Source organism: Oribacterium sinus (genome assembly GCF_963537195.1).
GTDB lineage: Bacteria > Bacillota > Clostridia > Lachnospirales > Lachnospiraceae > Oribacterium > Oribacterium sinus_A.
Window position 1 is genome coordinate 112405 of the sequence record NZ_CAUTEG010000001.1, and the last position, 17395, is coordinate 129799.

Consider the following 17395-nt stretch of genomic DNA (forward strand, 5'->3'; position numbering starts at 1 on the left):
AAAGGTACTTGAGAGTGAAGAAAGGGGGAAAACCATGGAAAAGCTTGCAGCATCCCTGCTGGAAGAGCTGAATGTGGAGACTGTCTTTACGATTCCGATTTTTGGAGGAATTCCGGTTTCCGAGTCGGTTGTGGTGACTTGGATCATCATGGCGGTGATGATATTTGGCGCTTACCTGTTGGGTAGAGATTGCAAGGTTCGTACACCGGGGACGAGACAGCAGGTCGCAGAATTGATTGTGACTAAGCTGGACAAGTTCATGGAAGGCAATCTGGGAGAAGAGGGCAAGCAATACGGTACGTATCTGGCTGTGGTATTGATTTTTATCGGTATAGCCAACCTCTTCGGTGTTTTCGGCTTTAAGCCGCCCACAAAGGATTTTAATGTTCCTGTGGCGCTGTCCCTGATGAGCATTATTCTTGTGGAAGTAGCAGGAATACGTGCCTTCGGTACCGGAGGCTGGGTAAAGCGCTTCGCACAACCCATTCCCATTATGACGCCGATTAATATCCTGGAGGTCTTTATCAGACCATTATCCTTGTGTATGCGTCTCTTTGGAAATGTATTAGGAGCCTTCGTTATTATGGAACTGGTGGAACTGGTGGTTCCGGTAGGAGTTCCGGCAATCCTGTCCTTGTACTTTGACCTCTTTGACGGTCTGGTACAGGCGTATGTTTTTGTCTTTTTAACATCGCTTTATATTGCGGAAGCGGTAGAGTAGAGTGGAGTAGTGTAGGTCGCAGTAAAAATGGTCGCTTAGCGACAGAATGGAGAGAAAATTATGGTAGCATTAGGAGCAGCAATTGCAGCATTGGCATGTCTTGGAGCAGGATTAGGCATCGGTTTGGCAACAGGAAAGGCAACAGAGGCGGTAGCAAGACAGCCGGAAGCAAGTTCTAAGATTATGACGATTCTCTTGCTTGGTTGTGCACTGGCAGAGGCAACAGCCATCTATGGTTTCGTTATCGGACTTATGATTATCCTCTTCTTAAAGTAAGGAGCAGTGTTTTGGAATCGAAGGAGGGAAAACGATGCTTAGTCTCAATCTAAGTAGTATTATTTTTACAGTCATTAATTTATTGGTGCTGGTTTATTTTGTGCATCGCTTTCTGTTTAAACCGGTTCGTGCCGCTTTGAAGGCAAGACAGGACGAACTGGACACTTCTTATCGAGAAGCGGAAGAGGCCAATACAAAGGCCAGAGATTTGAAACAACAGTATGAAGACAGCATGGCAAAGATTGATACGGAACGGCAGGAAAAGTTAGAGGCCGTTCGTTTGCAGGCGTCTTCTGAATACGATGAAATCATCGGAAATGCCAGGGAGAAGGCAGACAAGATTATTGCGGAAGCCAAGATAGAGGCGCAGAGACAGGCTGAACAGAAGCAACACGAGATGGAAGAAGAGGTGGCTATGCTTGTGGCAAAGGCTGCCTATAAGATTGCAGCCAGCAAGGATTCCGTGGAAAACAATCAAAAGCTGTATGATACCTTCCTAGAAGATGCGGAGAAGAAGGAGTAAGGACTATGCTGCAAAAAGTGGTAGAGTATGCAAAACAGCTTTTCAGAATGCGCGTTCCGAAAAGCGTTATAGAGGAGACCAGTCGGATTTTTGAAGTTTTACCGGAGACGGCAGGACAGCTTTCCGACGCCACAATACCTTTGGAAAAGAGAATGTCTATCATCGATAGCATTTTCCCTACAGAAGTTAGGGATACCTTGAAGGTACTGTGCAATGACGGCCTTCTCAGTGCATGGGGTGAGGTGGCAGAGGAGTATGAAAAAATCTCCAATGAAGAATCCACCAAATTAAAAGTACATCTTCGGTATGTAACCAAGCCGGAGGAAGAACAATTAAAGAGAATTCGGGAATTTGTTTATAACAAATATCATTCCCGGAACATTGAAGTCGTATTGGAAGAGGATGAGAGTCTGGGAGGCGGATTTGTCCTGGAGGTTGGTCACGACCAGTATGATTGGAGTACAAAGGGTAGACGAGAGCAGTTTTTGGAGGAAATGCAGAATAAGCGCTTCTCCAACAGCCAGCAGGATATTATCAGCATTTTACAAAGCTCCGTAGAGGACTTTGATTTAAAGGCGGAGAAGAAAGAAATCGGTTTTGTCAGCTCCGTAGGTGACGGTATCGTTATCATCAACGGATTGGATCATGCCATGTACGGAGAAATCGTTGTCTTTGACAACGGTGTTCGGGGTATGGTACAGAACATTGAAAGAAACCGAATCGGTGTTATCCTCTTCGGTGATGAAGAAGGAATCATCGAGGGAAGCAGAGTAGTACGAAGCAACAAAATGGCGGGAATCCCTGTGGGAGACGCTTATCTTGGCCGTGTGGTAGATGCTTTGGGAGCTCCCATTGACGGAGAAGGGGCTATCAACACCAAGGAATACCGTCCTATTGAAGAGCCGGCACCCGGAATCATTGACAGAAAGTCCGTTAATGTTCCCTTACAGACCGGAATTCTGGCAATTGACTCCATGTTCCCCATCGGTAGAGGACAGCGTGAGTTGATTATCGGAGACCGTCAGACCGGAAAGACCTCCATTGCCATAGATACCATCTTGAACCAGAAGGGAAAGGATTGTATCTGTATTTATGTTGCTATCGGACAGAAGGAATCCACCATTGCTTCTTTGGTGGAGAATCTAAAGAAAAATGAAGCCATGAGCTATACCTGTGTGGTAGCGGCAACAGCGGCGGATCCGGCACCGATTCAGTACATTGCCCCCTATGCGGCAACCTCTTTGGCAGAGTACTTTATGTACCAGGGAAGAGACGTACTGATTGTTTATGATGACCTTTCCAAGCATGCGGTAGCTTATCGTGCCCTGTCTCTTCTTTTGGGAAGAGCTCCCGGACGTGAGGCATATCCCGGAGACGTTTTCTATCTCCATTCCCGTTTGCTGGAGCGTTCCTGCCGTTTGTCCGATGCCTTGGGAGGAGGTAGCATTACCGCCCTTCCGATTATCGAAACTTTGGACGGAGACGTTTCCGCCTATATTCCTACCAACGTTATTTCCATTACCGACGGACAGATCTTCTTAGAGAGTAACCTTTTCTTTGAGGGACAGAGACCTGCGGTAAATGTAGGACTTTCCGTATCCCGTGTGGGTGGTGCAGCCCAGACCAAGGCCATGAAGAAGGCGGCAGGTTCCCTGCGTATCGACTTGGCACAGTATAGAGAAATGGCGGTATTTACTCAGTTCTCTTCGGATTTGGATGAAAGTACCAAGACTCAGCTGGAACAGGGAGCGATTTTAATGGAGCTGTTAAAGCAGCCCCTTGGCCGTCCCCTTTCTTTAGGAGAGCAGGTAGTAACTTTGGTGCTTGCCCTTCATAAAGAATTCCTGGGCACAGCGAAGAAGGATGTGAAGGCTTTACAGAATAAAGTTTTGGCCTTCTTTAACGAGCAGGAGGGAGATTTAATCAGGAACATAGAGATTTCCGGCCTTTTGCAGGAAGATATGGAACAGCGGATTATTCAGCTCTACCATGATTTTCTGAAGAAGGAAGAGGAAAAGCTTTCATAAAGGAGGCAGACCTTGCCTACAACAAGAGAATTACGAGACCGAATCCACAGCATTGATAACACCATGAAGATTACCAATGCCATGTATTTGATTTCCAGTACAAAGATGCGTAAGGCCAGAGCGGGTTTGATGCAAACCGAGCCTTACTTCTATACCCTGCAGTCTATGATGGCCAGAGTTATGCGACATTTACCGGAGGACTATACCCACCCTTATTTGGATCTTCGAGAGGGCGTAGCCAACGGTCAGGGAAGGGTAGCCATTATCTGTGTGACCGCGGATAAGGGACTGGCAGGAGCTTATAACCACAATGTCATCCGGAAAACGGAAGAGCTTTTAGCGAAGTATCAAAATTATCGGCTTTTTGTGGTAGGAGAGATGGGAAGAAGCTATTTTCACAGCAGAAACATTCCCATTGAAGAGGCCTTTCATTACACCGCCCAGAATCCTACCCTGCACAGAGCCCGTGTGATTACCCGGAAAATGATGGAATTTTTCGAGGATAAGGAGATTGACGAACTCCATATCGTTTTCACCAGAATGAAGAATTCTTTGGAAATGGAATGTGAGGAGGAACAGCTTCTTCCCTTGGATAAGCTTCATCCGGTGTTTGTTAAGCTACCTATTACCGCAAACTATGAGGCCTTTAGTATTTTTCCGAACACGGATGCCTTGATTGACAATGTTATTCCGGATTATATTAACGGTTATATTTACAGTGCTTTGGTGGAGGCCTTTTGTGCGGAGCAACAGGCCAGAATGACCTCCATGGATGCGGCAAACCGAAACGGAAATGAGCTGAAGCAAAAGCTCCGTATCCAGTATAACCGTGCCAGACAGGCACAGATTACCCAGGAAATCACGGAGATAGCCGCAGGTGCCAAGGCTCAGAAGGCGGCCAAAAAGAAAAATAAACAAGAGGTTTGATTGTAGAAAGAGAGGAGAAGGGGGAAATGCAGACAGGAAAAATTGTCCAGGTTATGGGACCTGTTGTGGATGTGGAGTTTATGGAAGCCCCGCTTCCCAAGATTAAGACTGCCATGGTGGTAGACAACCACGGCGTAACAGGAACCATGGAGGTAGCTGAGCATTTAGGAGAGAATACCGTCCGTTGCATCATGCTGGCCCCCAGTGAGGGATTGGAAAGAGACATGGAGGTCCGTTCCACAGGAAAGGGAATTTCCGTTCCGGTGGGAGAGCAGACTCTCGGCCGTCTCTTTAATGTATTGGGAGAAACCATTGACGGAAAGGATCCCATTACCGATGGAGAGGAATGGGAAATTCATAGAAAACCGCCTGCTTTTGTGGATCAAAGCCCGGTGCAGGAGGTACTGGAAACCGGAATCAAGGTTATTGACCTGATTGCTCCCTATGCAAAGGGCGGAAAGGTCGGCCTTTTCGGTGGAGCCGGAGTAGGAAAAACCGTCCTGATTCAGGAGCTTATTCGAAACGTGGCAACAGAGCACGGCGGATACTCCATTTTCACTGGAGTAGGAGAGCGTTCCCGTGAGGGTAATGACCTCTATATGGAAATGACGGAATCCGGCGTTATCAAGAACACTGCGCTGGTATTCGGACAGATGAACGAGTCTCCCGGAGCCAGAATGCGTGTAGCGGAGACCGGACTTACCATGGCGGAGTATTTCCGTGATGTGCAGAAGAAGGATGTATTGCTCTTTATTGATAATATCTTCCGTTTTGTGCAGGCAGGTTCAGAGGTATCTTCTCTGCTGGGAAGAATGCCTTCCGCGGTAGGATATCAGCCTACATTGGCTTCCGAAATGGGACAGCTGCAGGAAAGAATCGCCTCCACCAAGGAGGGATCCGTTACCTCCGTACAGGCGGTATACGTTCCGGCGGATGACTTAACCGACCCGGCACCGGCAACCACCTTTGCCCACTTGGATGCCACAACAGTACTTTCCAGAAAGATTGTTGAGCAGGGTATTTATCCGGCGGTGGATCCTTTGGAGTCTTCTTCCCGTATTTTGGAAGAAAGCATTGTGGGAAAAGAGCACTATGACACGGCCCAGAGCGTTTTACAGATTTTACAGAAGTACAAGGAATTACAGGATATTATCGCCATCCTGGGTATGGAAGAGCTTTCCGAGGAGGATAAGCTTTTGGTATATCGTGCCAGAAAGATTCGTAACTTCCTTTCTCAGCCATTCTTCGTGGGAGAACAGTTTACCGGCGTAGCAGGACGCTACGTGCCTTTGAAGGAAACCATCGAGGGCTTTAAGGCCATTATCAGCGGAGAAATGGATGATGTGCCGGAGCTTGCGTTCTTCAATGTAGGAAATCTGGAGGACGTAAAGAAGAAGGCAGAGCTCTTAAAGGGCTAAGGAGTTTTCTATGATGCGAGGAAACGGAAACTTATTTAGTGCAAAGGTCATTGCCACCAACAAAGTGTACTATGATGACCGTTTGCGATATCTGAACGTTCGAACACTGGACGGACAAATCGGTTTTATGGCGCACCATGCCCCGATTGTCGTAGCGGTGGATATCGGCGTATTGGACATGCAGAAGCCGGATGGCTCCTGGGAGCATGTGGAAGTAGGAAAGGGTATCCTGCAATTTGCAAACAACCGTCTTACTCTTTTGGTGGACACGCTGGAAACCAAGGAGGAGATGGATATCCGCAGAGCGGAAGAGGCCAAGGAAAGGGCGGAGGAAGAACTTCGCCAGAAGCAGAGCTATCAGGAGTTTAAGAAGTCCCAGGCGGCTTTGGCCAGAGCCCTGGGAAGACTGGAATTCTACAAGAAGACCTATATGTAGAAAGCCGGAATTTTGCCAAAATGCTGTCTTTGTAGCTTGGATTTTCACAAGGAGATCCGCCTATAGGGCAGAAGATTCTTCAAATCTCTTGCTTATCCTTTCATTTGGAATTACAATGGCAAGGATTAGGAAAGAAAAGGAGAAACTATGTTTAGTCCAAAACAGAAAAAAACCATTACTACAGTAATCGTTGTGATTTTGATTGCATTGATGGTACTTACCATGGTATTGCCGCCATTGCTTTCGAGAATGTAAAATGAGAAGAGAGAAATTACTTCTTTTAGGCTACCCCGGACAATGGGGTAGCCAGTTTTTATGGAAAAAAATACGAGAGGATCAGGATTGCCCCTTTTCCAAAGCTTTTATAGAGGAAGAAGAGAAGAGGCTGAGAAGCTTGCCAAGACTTTATTTGAAAGAGACGGCTTATGGGAAGCTAAATGGGGAGGTCGTTAAGACTTTGCCGGAAAGAGGCGGACAGCCACAAAGCTGCCCGGAGCATCCTGTACTTTCCGCGGAAAATATCCTTTTGTTTACAGAGGGAGAGAAGAAGGGGCAAAGCATTCCTCTTTATGAAGAAGACCTGCAAGCCAAATGGAATGCGGGAGAACTTAGCTTAGGAAAGGTGGAAAATCTATTTCCAAACTGGATTTCCGACTTCGGTATTTCAGAGATATTGCCCCTGGGAAGAGGAGGAATTCTTTCCGGCCTTTGGCAACTTTCCGGAGGCGGCTTTTCCTTTTCCTACGAAAAAATTCCTTTCCTACAGGGGACGATAGAGCTTTGTGAGCATTTTCAGATTTCCCCTTATTATCTTTATTCGGAAAATGCTTATCTCCTCCGATTGGAGGAAGTGGAGGCATTTTCAGAGCTGGCAAGGGAAAGAGGAATTGTGTCTTCCTGTATCGGCATTTCAGAAGAAGGGAAGAAACGCATGAGAAGGGATGCTCAGGGAGAGTCCTTTTTAACAAAAAGGGAGAGGGACAGCTTGGAGGAGTTGTTTTCTAAAAAGGAGCTGGAAGAAAGTCTTACCGCCTTCTATATCCGGCAGGACTCCCTGCTGCTTTAAGGAGAATGCCTTTCCCTTGCGGTGATTTTGGAAATTGAGTACAATAGATTTTCGGGAAAAGAACTTCAGGCTAAGCTTTTCCGCTTGGCAAGGGAAGAACCTGAGAATTTTTATAAAACAGATATCCGGTCCTATGGAAGGAAAATAAAGGAGAAGCATGAGAGAAAAAATTCTAAGCATCATAGAGAAGAATGCGAAACTGCCTGTGGAGGATTTGGCAGCCCTTTTGGGAGAAGATCCGGAGCAGGTAGGGGCTGAAATCAAGGCGATGGAAGAGGAAGGCGTGATTTGTGCCTACCACACCCTGATTAACTGGGACAGCACCCAGGATGAACGGGTAGATGCCCTTATTGAGGTAAAAGTAACGCCCCAAAGAGGCATGGGCTTTGACAGTATTGCGGAGCGTATTTACCAGTACGAAGAGGTGGATGCCCTGTATCTGATGAGTGGAGCCTTTGACTTTACCGTAATCGTAAAGGGAAGAACCATGAAGGAAGTGGCTAACTTCGTTTCCATGAAGTTAGGACCTATGGAGTCCGTGCTTTCCACCGCCACCCACTTCGTATTAAAGCGGTACAAGGATCACGGCACCAAACTGGTGGCTCCGAAGAAGGATGAAAGAATGCAGGTATCTCCATAGTGTTCAGGGAGAGTCAAGAGGATTTTTCTAAGGAAGAAATAAGAGAGTGAGCATGAGCGAAAACAAGGAACAGCAACAAAATTCGCCCAGGGAATTAAACCCGGCGATTGTAAATATACGACCCAGTGGAATTCGGAAGTTTTTTGATATTGTATCGGAAATGAAGGATGCCATTTCTCTTGGCGTAGGAGAACCGGACTTTGATACCCCCTGGCATATTCGGGAAGAGGGAATCCATTCTTTAGAGAAGGGAAGAACCTTTTATTCCTCCAATGCGGGACTGTTGGAGCTTCGAGAAGCCATCTCCGACTACGTGGCCGAGAAGCATCAGGTGCAGTATGACCCGAAAAATGAGGTTATGGTTACCGTAGGAGGTTCGGAGGCCATTGACCTGGCTATGCGTGTCATTTTAGAGCCGGGAGACGAGGTTTTGATTCCAGAGCCCTGCTATGTTTCCTATACTCCCTGCGTAAAAATGGCCTACGGTGTACCGGTGCCCATTGCCCTGGAAGCCAAGGATCAGTTCCGCCTGACCAAGGAGAAGCTGGAGCAAGCCATCACGGAGAAAACGAAGATACTGGTTCTCCCCTTCCCCAACAATCCCACCGGAGGCATCATGGAGAAGGAAGACCTGGAAGAGATTGTGCCTTTGATTTTAAAGCATAATCTCTATGTGCTGACCGATGAAATCTACTCTGCCCTTTGCTACAAGGGAGAGCACCATTCCATTATCGAGTTTCCGGGAATGCGGGAAAGAACCGTGTATATCAACGGATTTTCCAAGGCCTATGCCATGACCGGCTGGCGATTGGGCTATGCCTGCAGCGCGGCACCCATTTTAAAGCAAATGTTGAAGCTTCATCAGTATGCCATCATGTGCGCTCCCACCACCTCCCAGTATTCTGCTGTGGAAGCCATTCGGAACGGAGAAGAGGACGTGCTGAGAATGCGGGATGCTTATAATGAAAGAAGAAGACTCCTCTTATACCATTTTCAGAAAATGGGCTTGGACTGCTTTGAACCCTTTGGGGCTTTCTATGTCTTTCCCTGCATTAAGAAGTTCGGCCTCAGCAGTGAAGAATTTGCGGAACGGCTGCTTCGGGAAGAAAAGGTTGCGGTGGTACCGGGAAATGCCTTTGGAGATTCGGGAGAGGGCTTTATTCGTATATCCTACGCCTATTCCATTGAAAATTTAAAGCTGGCTTTAGAAAGAATAGAGCGTTTTGTGAAGAAATTACAGGAGAGCAATCATGGCCTGGTATGATGGCGCAATTTTTTATCAAATCCTGCCGGGAGCGGTGCTTTCCACCCTTTCCGGAGATGAGAACAGCAATATCAAGGAGCTGGAGGAATACCTCCCCTATTTAAAGGTCTTAGGCTGTGACGGTATTATTCTGGGACCTGTGTTTTCCAAGAATCCCTTACAGTACGGCACAGGAGACTTTCATCAGATTCGGGAATGGTTGGGGACGGAAGAAGAGTTTCGAAACTTTGTGGAGGATGCCCATGGAATGGGAATCCGCATTGTTTTGGATGTGGCATTTCCCTTCTGTGACAGAAGCTTTTTTGCCTTCCAAGACTTGCAGGAAAAGGGAGAAGCCTCTCCGTATTGTGATTGGTTTTTGGATTTAGATTTTTCAAAGCGCTCCCCCATGGGAGATTCCTTTTCCTATCAATCCTTTAGAAATATGCCGGAACATCCCTTATTCAATCTGGACAATGAGGGGCTTCGGCTTTATCTTGTGGAACAGGTAAAGCACTGGATTTCCGCCTATGATATTGACGGTCTGCGTCTGGCCTACAGTGAAGCGGTGGACATTCATTTTCAAAAATCCCTCCGTTACTTTAGCAGTCAAATGAAGCCGGAGTTTTTCCTTTTGGGAGAGCAGTTTATCGGAGAGTTGGCCAGAGCAATCAATACGGAAACCCTGCAATCCCTGGCTAATCAGGAGCTTTATCAGGGGCTTTGTCAGGCCTTTAATGAGAAGAATTTCTATGATTTGGCCCAGAGAATCGGAAAAAATCAAGAGCTTACTAAGCAAATGCAGCTATTTCTGGAAAGTCCCAATACCCATAGAATCGCCACGGTCTTAGAAGAGGAAAAAAATCTGTGGGGAATCTATATGGCACTTTTCACCCTGCCGGGAAGACCTACTTTGTATTATGGAGGAGAATACGCTTTGGCAGGAAAAAGAGGGGAAAAGCAGGGAGAAATTCTTTCTCCTAAATTCACCCTGTCCCAATATAAGCCGGATGCCTTTACCAGCTATATTGCAAAGCTTGCGGAAATTCACGGAAAGAATTCGGAGCTGCAAATCGGAGAGTTTAAAGAGGTTTACCTGGACCATAGACTCTATGCTTATCTTCGTATGGACGGAAACAGTGCCGTGCTTACGGTACTGAACAATGACAGCATGGATCAATATATTACCCTGACGCTTCCCAAGAAGGCGAGCATTGCCTTCGACCTGATGACTACAGAGCCGGTGGAGCTGACAGAAGAAGGAAATATCAAGGTTTTCTGTGAAGCTCACGGAGGAAGAATCATTAAGTTAAAATAAGATAAGCAGAAAGAAAAGGAGGGAAGCTTAGCCCTCCTTTTCCTTTTTAGCTTTTTCTGCCAATCGGTAACATAGGGAGATTCAACTCTAAAAAAAAAGGACAAAAGATCTGAAAATAAGGAGAGAAGAGTTCTATAAATAAGAGGAGAAAAGCACTAAAAATAAGAGGACAAAAGCCCTGAAAATAAGGTATACTAAGAAAATAAACGACGAGAATGATTCACATCTGCTGATGGAAAGAGGAGGAGAGTTCTATGGAAGGTTTTCTTTCAGAGTTAGACCGGTATCTTTTTGGAAACGGAAGGCATTATAAAATTTATGAGAAGATGGGGGCTCATCCTGCTTGCTTTGAAGGGCAGGAGGGAATCCACTTCGCGGTTTGGGCTCCCCATGCCAAGAGAGTGTCCATCGTTTGTGATCGAAACGGCTGGGATCCGGAGAGGAATCCCATGCTTCCCTTAGAGAGTACGGGCATTTATGAAGGATTTTATCCCGGAATGGGGGTAGGAGAGCTTTATAAGTATGCTATTTTGACAGAGGCCGGGGAATGGATTTTCAAGGCAGACCCCTATGCCTTTGCCGCAGAATTCAGACCGGGAACCGCCTCTATTACAGCAGACCTTTCCGATTTTCCCTGGGCAGACGGAAAATGGATGGAGGAGCGAAAGAAAAGAAATCCGGAAGAATCCCCCCTGTCCGTGTATGAGGTGCATTTGGGCTCTTGGAAGCGGCACAATCGTCCGGAAAATAACGGTTTTATCAATTACATCGAAGCGGGAGAACAGCTGGCAGAATACTGTAACTACATGGGCTATACCCATGTAGAATTAATGGGCATTGCAGAGCATCCCTTTGACGGCTCCTGGGGTTATCAGGTGACCGGGTATTATGCGCCAACCTCCCGTTATGGTGATCCCCGACAGTTTATGGAAATGGTCAACATTTTGCATCAGCACGGAATCGGGGTGATTTTAGACTGGGTTCCCGCACATTTTCCAAAGGATGCCCACGGCTTAGCCAACTTTGACGGTGTAGCCTGCTATGAGCATCCGGACAGCCGCCTGGGAGAGCATCCGGACTGGGGAACCAAGGTCTTTAACTATGAGAAGACAGAGGTGCAGAATTTCCTCATCGGCAATGCCCTTTATTGGTACGATATGTATCATATTGACGGCTTGAGAGTGGATGCGGTGGCCTCCATGCTGTACTTGGATTACGGCCGAAAAGACGGAGAATGGCTTCCCAATATTTACGGAGGAAACGGCAATCTGGCAGCCATCGAATTCTTTAAGCATTTGAATTCCATTATCCGAAAGAGAGAGGATGGCACCGTAATTATTGCGGAGGAGTCCACTGCCTGGCCGGATATTACCAAGTCTCCGGACGAGGGAGGCTTAGGCTTCCACTTCAAATGGAATATGGGGTGGATGCATGACTTCCTAAGCTACATGAAGGAAGATCCCATGTATCGAAACTATCATCATAACCAGCTGACCTTCGGCATGAGCTATGCCTATTCGGAGAAATTCATCCTGGTGCTCTCCCATGACGAGGTAGTGCACCTAAAGCGATCCATGATTGAGAAAATGCCGGGAAGCCGGGAACAGAAGTTTCGGAACCTTAAGGCGGCATACTTCTTTATGATGGGCCATGCCGGAAAGAAGCTGCTCTTTATGGGACAGGATTTCGGACAATACCGGGAGTGGAACGAGGACTGCTCCATTGACTGGCATTTACTGGAAGAACAGGAGAACCGTTCCTTACATTCCTTCCTGCGAGATCTTTTACAACTGTACAAGACCTATCCTGCCCTTTATGAGGCGGACTATCTTTATGAAGGCTTCTCCTGGGTCAATGCGGATGATGCCAGCCGTTCTATTTATAGCTTTATTCGTAACCCGAAAAACCATCTGCCCCATTCCGGAAAGCCGGGAGTTCAGAATAGCACCCTGGCGGCAGTGGCAACAGAGGGTAAGGCCGTTTTAGAAAACGGCAATACCTTTTCTGCCAAAATTCCGGGAGAGCATCGGGAAAGTCTTCTCTTCGTGGTAAACATGACTCCCGTGGATCACGAAGAATACTGGGTAGGAATGCCGAAAGCCAAGGAAGCAAGACTGATTCTTACAGAAGAAGGGCTTTGTAAGGAAGAAAAATACTACCCCGTGGTAAAGGGAGAGTGTGACGGAAGAGACTATCACATTGCCTACCCCTTAAAGGGCTTCGGCTGTGCATTATTTGCCTTTACAGAGGAAACTGAGGATTCCTGTGCCAACGCTCTTTCTCAGGAAAAAGAGGAAAAGCTTCAAGTTTCCGAGGAAAAGCCGGAAGGACAGCAGGAGAAAAAAGAAAGCTCTAAGGTGGCGGAAAAGACAGCAGAAAAGACAGCAGAGAAGACAGCAGAAAAGACAGCAGAGAAGCCGGCAGAATATTTCAGCGAAGTCAGAGTCCGGGAGGAAGCCGGCTGAAGGAAAGTCTGGAAAAGGGTGAAAGCTCGGATAAGAGCGGCTCTTTTTCGGAAGAAATAAAGTAAAAAACCGCTTTAAGGGATTAAGACAAAGAGTCAGGCTAAGGAATTAAGATAAATTGTCCGGATGACAAGGCTAAACTGCTGAATCAAGGATTAGAATAGCCTGAAAGACAAGCTATTAAAAAACTACTAGGATCATTAAGAAAGGAAGTAAGCCAATGCAATACAATTTTGATGAAGTAATCGATAGAAAGGGAACTCGCTGTGCAAAGTATGACGAACGAATCAAGAAGTTCGGTACAGAGGATTTGATTCCCCTTTGGATTGCGGATATGGACTTTAAAACAGCCCAGCCCATTATCGACGCCTGCAAGAAACGGGCGGAAGAAGGAATCTTTGGCTACACTTCCAGACCGGACTCCTATTTTGAAGCAGTACAGAACTGGGAGAAGGAACGCTATGACTGGTGTCCGGACACCGCACTCATGTCCTGGTCCTTAGGCGTAGTACAAAGCCTTACCGCCATTGTCCGTACCTTTTCTCATGTGGATGATAAAATCCTGATTCAAAGTCCGGTATACACAGAATTCTGGGATATTCCGGATATGGCCGGCAGAAAGGTTTTGGCCAATGCCTTAGTGGAAAAGGAAGACAGATGGCAGGTGGATTTTGCAGACTTTGAAGAGAAGGCAAAGGAAGCCAAGATTTTCATTCTTTGTAATCCCCATAATCCGCTGGGACTGGTTTGGGAAAAAGAAGAGCTGCAGAAAATGATTGAAATCTGCCACAAGCATCATGTGCTGGTGGTTTCCGATGAAATTCACTCTGACCTTATCTTCCATGGGAAGAAGCATTTGCGTGCCGCAACCGTTTCTCCCTTGGCAAAGGAAACGGTGATTACCTGCGTATCCTTAAGCAAGACCTTTAACTTGGCAGGCTTACAGGCTTCCACCACCATTTTCCCCAATCAAGAACTGAAGAAGGATTTCGACCTGTTCTGGACGAGAATGGATATCCACAGAAACAATGCCTTTTCTTCCGTGGCCATGGAAGCGGCTTACCGCGAGGGCGGAGAATGGCTTTCCCAGCTCCTGCCTTACCTGGAGGCAAACCTAAGTTTTGTGGAAGACTTTGTTAGTCGCGAGATTCCAAAACTTAAGGTGCATGTGCCGGATGCCACCTATCTGATGCTCTTGGATTGTCGAGGCTTAGGCATGAGCGATAAGGAACTGAATGATTTTATGGTGCATAAGGCAAAAATCGGTCTAAATGCCGGCGTATCCTTCGGAAAAGAAATTTCCGGTTTTATGCGTCTGAATGTAGCCTGCTCACGGAAGCTTTTGGAACAGGGATTGATTCAGCTTCGGGACGCAGTGGCAAGCTTATAAAAAGTGTAAATAAAATTATTTTGGATCAGTAATTACAGATCTATTTCACATGGCTATAGAGGATTAAAGAAACGGAATGGCGAAAGGAAGAGGCAAAAAGAAAAAGGGAGTTTTCTCCTTTTTTCAAGGGAAAAAAGCGAAGAGGCAGCAGGGCAGAACTGCTTCCTTTATGGAAGGTATCAAGCTTTTTTCCGCCTTCTTCCTTCTCTTTCTTTTCGGTATTTTTTTATTCCGAAAAGCCCATCAGACCCAATGGTATTTTCCGGCTTCCGTCCTAAAGCACGAGGCCGCCATGGAGCGGGTAGCCAAAGAAAAGGGACTGGAAGAGGACTTGGATGTGCTCTTTGCCATTATGACAGTGGAATCCCACGGCAAACTAAAAGATGTGATGCAGTCCAGCGAGTCCAAGGGTCTTCCGGTAAACACATTGGATACGGATGCCTCTATTGAACAAGGGCTAAAGTATTATAAGGATTTAAAGGAGAAGGCCAGGGCCTTGGGACTGGAGGAAAAAGCAGTGATTCAGGCCTATAATTACGGCCCCGGCTTTTTGTATTATGTAGAGAAAAACGGAGGCAAATACACCGATGCATTGGCAGAGGAATTTGCCAAAAACATGGCGAAAGGGAAGACGATAAAATACAGCCACCCCATTGCCAAAAAGGAAAATGGTGGCTACCGTTATCTTTACGGCAATATGTTTTACGCCAGAGTAGTAGAAGAAACCTTGCAGTTTCACAGGGAGAAAAATAAGATGGAAATCACCACAGTCCAGAAAATCCTGATGACCGCTACGGCAGGATTGTTTTTATACATTATGCTTTTGGAAACCTTTATGACCGACAGCGACAGCACCTCCCGGGTTTTCAAAATGTCGGTTCGGGAGCTACGAAATAAAAATATCAACACCCTATTTAAAAACCAGGGAATCTATAACGGCCTGCTGGGCTTGGCTTTACTTTACGGCGTTTACAGCCCCGGTGCCAATGTGGAGCTCACCCTTGTGCTATGCAGCATCATGTTTTTGGTGGCGGTATACGGCGCCATCAGCTCGGATAAGATGATCCTGTTAAAGCAGGGGGGATTGCCCTTTTTAAGTCTCTTAAGTTTGATTTTGAAGTGGTAGAGAGAGACGGAGTTGGATGGAACTTCAGCATAGAGGGAATTGGACAGAGTTTTTTAGTACGGAGAGAATTGGATGGAGCTTTAGCACAGAGGGAGTTGGATAGAGTTTTAGCCTATAGGAGAAAATATGCTGATTATTTTTGTGATTTTTGGAATAGCTATAGGGATAAGCCTTTTTGTTGGTTTATCGGGAAAGAAATAGCTAAAAGCCAAAGAAATGTATGCAGGGGGAAAATAGTGACCGAAAAAAATATATCCGAAAAAACGAAGTTGAAAAATAAAGAGCATTCTCTCCAAAAGAATGATTTGATTACGCTGGAAATAACAGATTTGACAGAGGAAGGCCAGGGCGTCGGAAAAAAGGACGGCTTGGTTTTTTTCGTGAAAGACAGCGTGATGGGAGATAAGGTAGAAGCCAGGATTTTAAAGGTAAAAAAGAATTACGCTTACGCCAAGGTGGAGAAGCTTCTGGAAGCATCCCCTTACCGCATCACACCCCTCTGTCCTGTAGCGGGAAAATGCGGAGGCTGTCAGCTACAACATTTGTCCTATGAAAAAGAGCTGGCATGGAAAGAAGATAGAATCGCTCAAAGCCTGATTCGCATTGCCGGACTTTCTCCGGAAGAAGTAGAGAGCAAAAAAGAGGGAATTTTAGGCGGAGTGCTTTCACGCTATCGGAATAAAGCCCAGTATCCGGTGCAGAACGGAAATTCCATTTCCGCAGTAACAGAAGACAGTTCCTGCTTAAAGCTGGGCTTCTACGGCTTTCATAGCCACCGCATTATCGAAACCGAGGACTGCCTGATTAACAGCGCAGAGAATTCTTTGATTTTAAACTGTATCAAAGACTGGGCAAGGGAATATAAGATTTCCGGCTATGAGGAGGAAACAGGAAAAGGTTTGCTTCGCCACATTTTCCTAAGAAAGGGATTTTCAACAGGAGAAATCCTGCTTTGCCTTGTGCTAAACAGTAAGAACCTGCCCCATGGAAAAGAGCTGTGGGAACGCTTGCAGGACTTGTCTCTTAGTGTTGAGGAAGGTGGACAAGTTCAAGGAAGCATTGTCGGTCTTTGCGTGAATATCAACGAAGGTAGCGGCAACGCTATTTTAGGAAGAGAAACCCGTTGCCTTTACGGAAAAGATAGTATAGAGGATAAAATCGGGGAGTTAAGCTTCTCTATTTCTGTGCCCTCATTTTATCAGGTGAATCCTGCCCAGACCGAGAAAATCTATGGGAAAGCTCTTGAGTATGCAGCTCTTACCGGAGAAGAAACGGTTTGGGATTGTTACTGCGGAATCGGTACCATTTCCCTCTTCCTCGCACAAAAGGCAAAGCAGGTTTACGGGCTGGAAATCGTTCCGGAAGCCATTGAGAATGCCAAGAAAAATGCGGAAAAGAACGGTCTCCATAATACGGAGTTTTATGTGGGTGCGGCAGAAGAGGTCCTTCCCAAATGGGTGGAGGAACAGAAGAGGGAAGGCAAGGACGTGGGAAATCTGGTGGATGTGGTCTCCTTAGATCCACCAAGAAAAGGCTGTGATGAAGCTTGCCTTTCCGCAGTATTGGAACTTAGCCCCAAGCGCATTGTCTATGTAAGCTGTGACCCGGGAAGTCTGGCAAGAGACATTAAGTATCTAGGAGAAGGCGGATATAAGCTGGAGAAATGGGTGGGAATAGATAATTTCCCCAGGACAGGGCATGTGGAGACGGTGGTATTATTGTCAAGAAAATAGAATAACAAGTTATATAAGTGTTGAAATAGGTGCTTTTAGGATTTTAAAAGAAATCAGTTCTATAATAAATTAAAAATCGTGTTGGT

15 protein-coding genes are annotated in these 17395 nt (G+C 46.3%); all 15 read left to right on the forward strand.

Going from position 1 to position 17395, the window contains the following annotated elements; genetic code table 11:
- Positions 1–34: 34 nt before the first annotated feature.
- The 15 genes from RYL27_RS00500 to rlmD all read left to right on the forward strand — a co-directional run bounded on the left by RYL27_RS00500 (position 35) and on the right by rlmD (position 17309).
- Complete coding sequence (locus RYL27_RS00500; RefSeq protein WP_040648864.1) at positions 35–721, forward strand: F0F1 ATP synthase subunit A; 687 nt, start codon at positions 35–37, stop codon at positions 719–721.
- A 60-nt stretch (positions 722–781) separates the two neighbouring features.
- Positions 782–997: an ATP synthase F0 subunit C gene (atpE, locus tag RYL27_RS00505; RefSeq protein WP_007157401.1), complete on the forward strand. Its 216-nt coding sequence runs from the start codon at positions 782–784 to the stop codon at positions 995–997.
- A 34-nt stretch (positions 998–1031) separates the two neighbouring features.
- Entirely contained in the window at positions 1032–1520 is a 489-nt protein-coding gene (locus tag RYL27_RS00510; RefSeq protein ID WP_007157400.1) for an ATP synthase F0 subunit B, read from the forward strand.
- Between the two features lie 5 nt (positions 1521–1525).
- Positions 1526–3547 (forward strand): F0F1 ATP synthase subunit alpha, encoded by a 2022-nt coding sequence (atpA, locus tag RYL27_RS00515; RefSeq protein ID WP_183684649.1) that lies wholly within the window; start codon positions 1526–1528, stop codon positions 3545–3547.
- A 12-nt stretch (positions 3548–3559) separates the two neighbouring features.
- Positions 3560–4474 carry an ATP synthase F1 subunit gamma gene (gene atpG, locus RYL27_RS00520; RefSeq protein WP_314964384.1) on the forward strand — a complete coding sequence of 305 codons (915 nt, stop codon included), beginning with the start codon at positions 3560–3562 and terminating at the stop codon, positions 4472–4474.
- A gap of 26 nt (positions 4475–4500) precedes the next feature.
- Positions 4501–5892 (forward strand): F0F1 ATP synthase subunit beta, encoded by a 1392-nt coding sequence (atpD, locus tag RYL27_RS00525; RefSeq protein ID WP_007157397.1) that lies wholly within the window; start codon positions 4501–4503, stop codon positions 5890–5892.
- 10 nt (positions 5893–5902) lie between these two features.
- On the forward strand, positions 5903–6328 hold the full coding sequence (gene atpC / locus RYL27_RS00530) for an ATP synthase F1 subunit epsilon (protein WP_007157396.1): 426 nt from the start codon (positions 5903–5905) through the stop codon (positions 6326–6328).
- Between the two features lie 256 nt (positions 6329–6584).
- Complete coding sequence (locus tag RYL27_RS00535) at positions 6585–7394, forward strand: hypothetical protein (protein ID WP_314964388.1); 810 nt, start codon at positions 6585–6587, stop codon at positions 7392–7394.
- Positions 7395–7551: 157 nt separating this feature from the next.
- A complete protein-coding gene (locus RYL27_RS00540) occupies positions 7552–8034 on the forward strand; it encodes an Lrp/AsnC family transcriptional regulator (RefSeq protein ID WP_007157393.1) in 483 nt (160 codons plus the stop codon).
- A gap of 52 nt (positions 8035–8086) precedes the next feature.
- A complete protein-coding gene (locus tag RYL27_RS00545) occupies positions 8087–9298 on the forward strand; it encodes an aminotransferase class I/II-fold pyridoxal phosphate-dependent enzyme (RefSeq protein ID WP_314964391.1) in 1212 nt (403 codons plus the stop codon).
- Entirely contained in the window at positions 9285–10595 is a 1311-nt protein-coding gene (locus RYL27_RS00550) for an alpha-amylase family glycosyl hydrolase (protein ID WP_314964394.1), read from the forward strand. Before RYL27_RS00545 ends, RYL27_RS00550 begins: the two co-directional genes overlap by 14 nt.
- 254 nt (positions 10596–10849) lie before the next feature.
- Complete coding sequence (gene glgB / locus RYL27_RS00555) at positions 10850–13060, forward strand: 1,4-alpha-glucan branching protein GlgB (RefSeq protein WP_314964397.1); 2211 nt, start codon at positions 10850–10852, stop codon at positions 13058–13060.
- Between the two features lie 220 nt (positions 13061–13280).
- Positions 13281–14450, forward strand: a complete 1170-nt coding sequence (locus RYL27_RS00560) for a MalY/PatB family protein (RefSeq protein ID WP_314964399.1) — start codon at positions 13281–13283, stop codon at positions 14448–14450.
- 76 nt (positions 14451–14526) lie between these two features.
- Complete coding sequence (locus RYL27_RS00565; protein ID WP_314964402.1) at positions 14527–15576, forward strand: DUF1304 family protein; 1050 nt, start codon at positions 14527–14529, stop codon at positions 15574–15576.
- 236 nt (positions 15577–15812) lie between these two features.
- Positions 15813–17309 carry a 23S rRNA (uracil(1939)-C(5))-methyltransferase RlmD gene (gene rlmD / locus RYL27_RS00570; RefSeq protein WP_314964403.1) on the forward strand — a complete coding sequence of 499 codons (1497 nt, stop codon included), beginning with the start codon at positions 15813–15815 and terminating at the stop codon, positions 17307–17309.
- Positions 17310–17395: the final 86 nt, after the last annotated feature.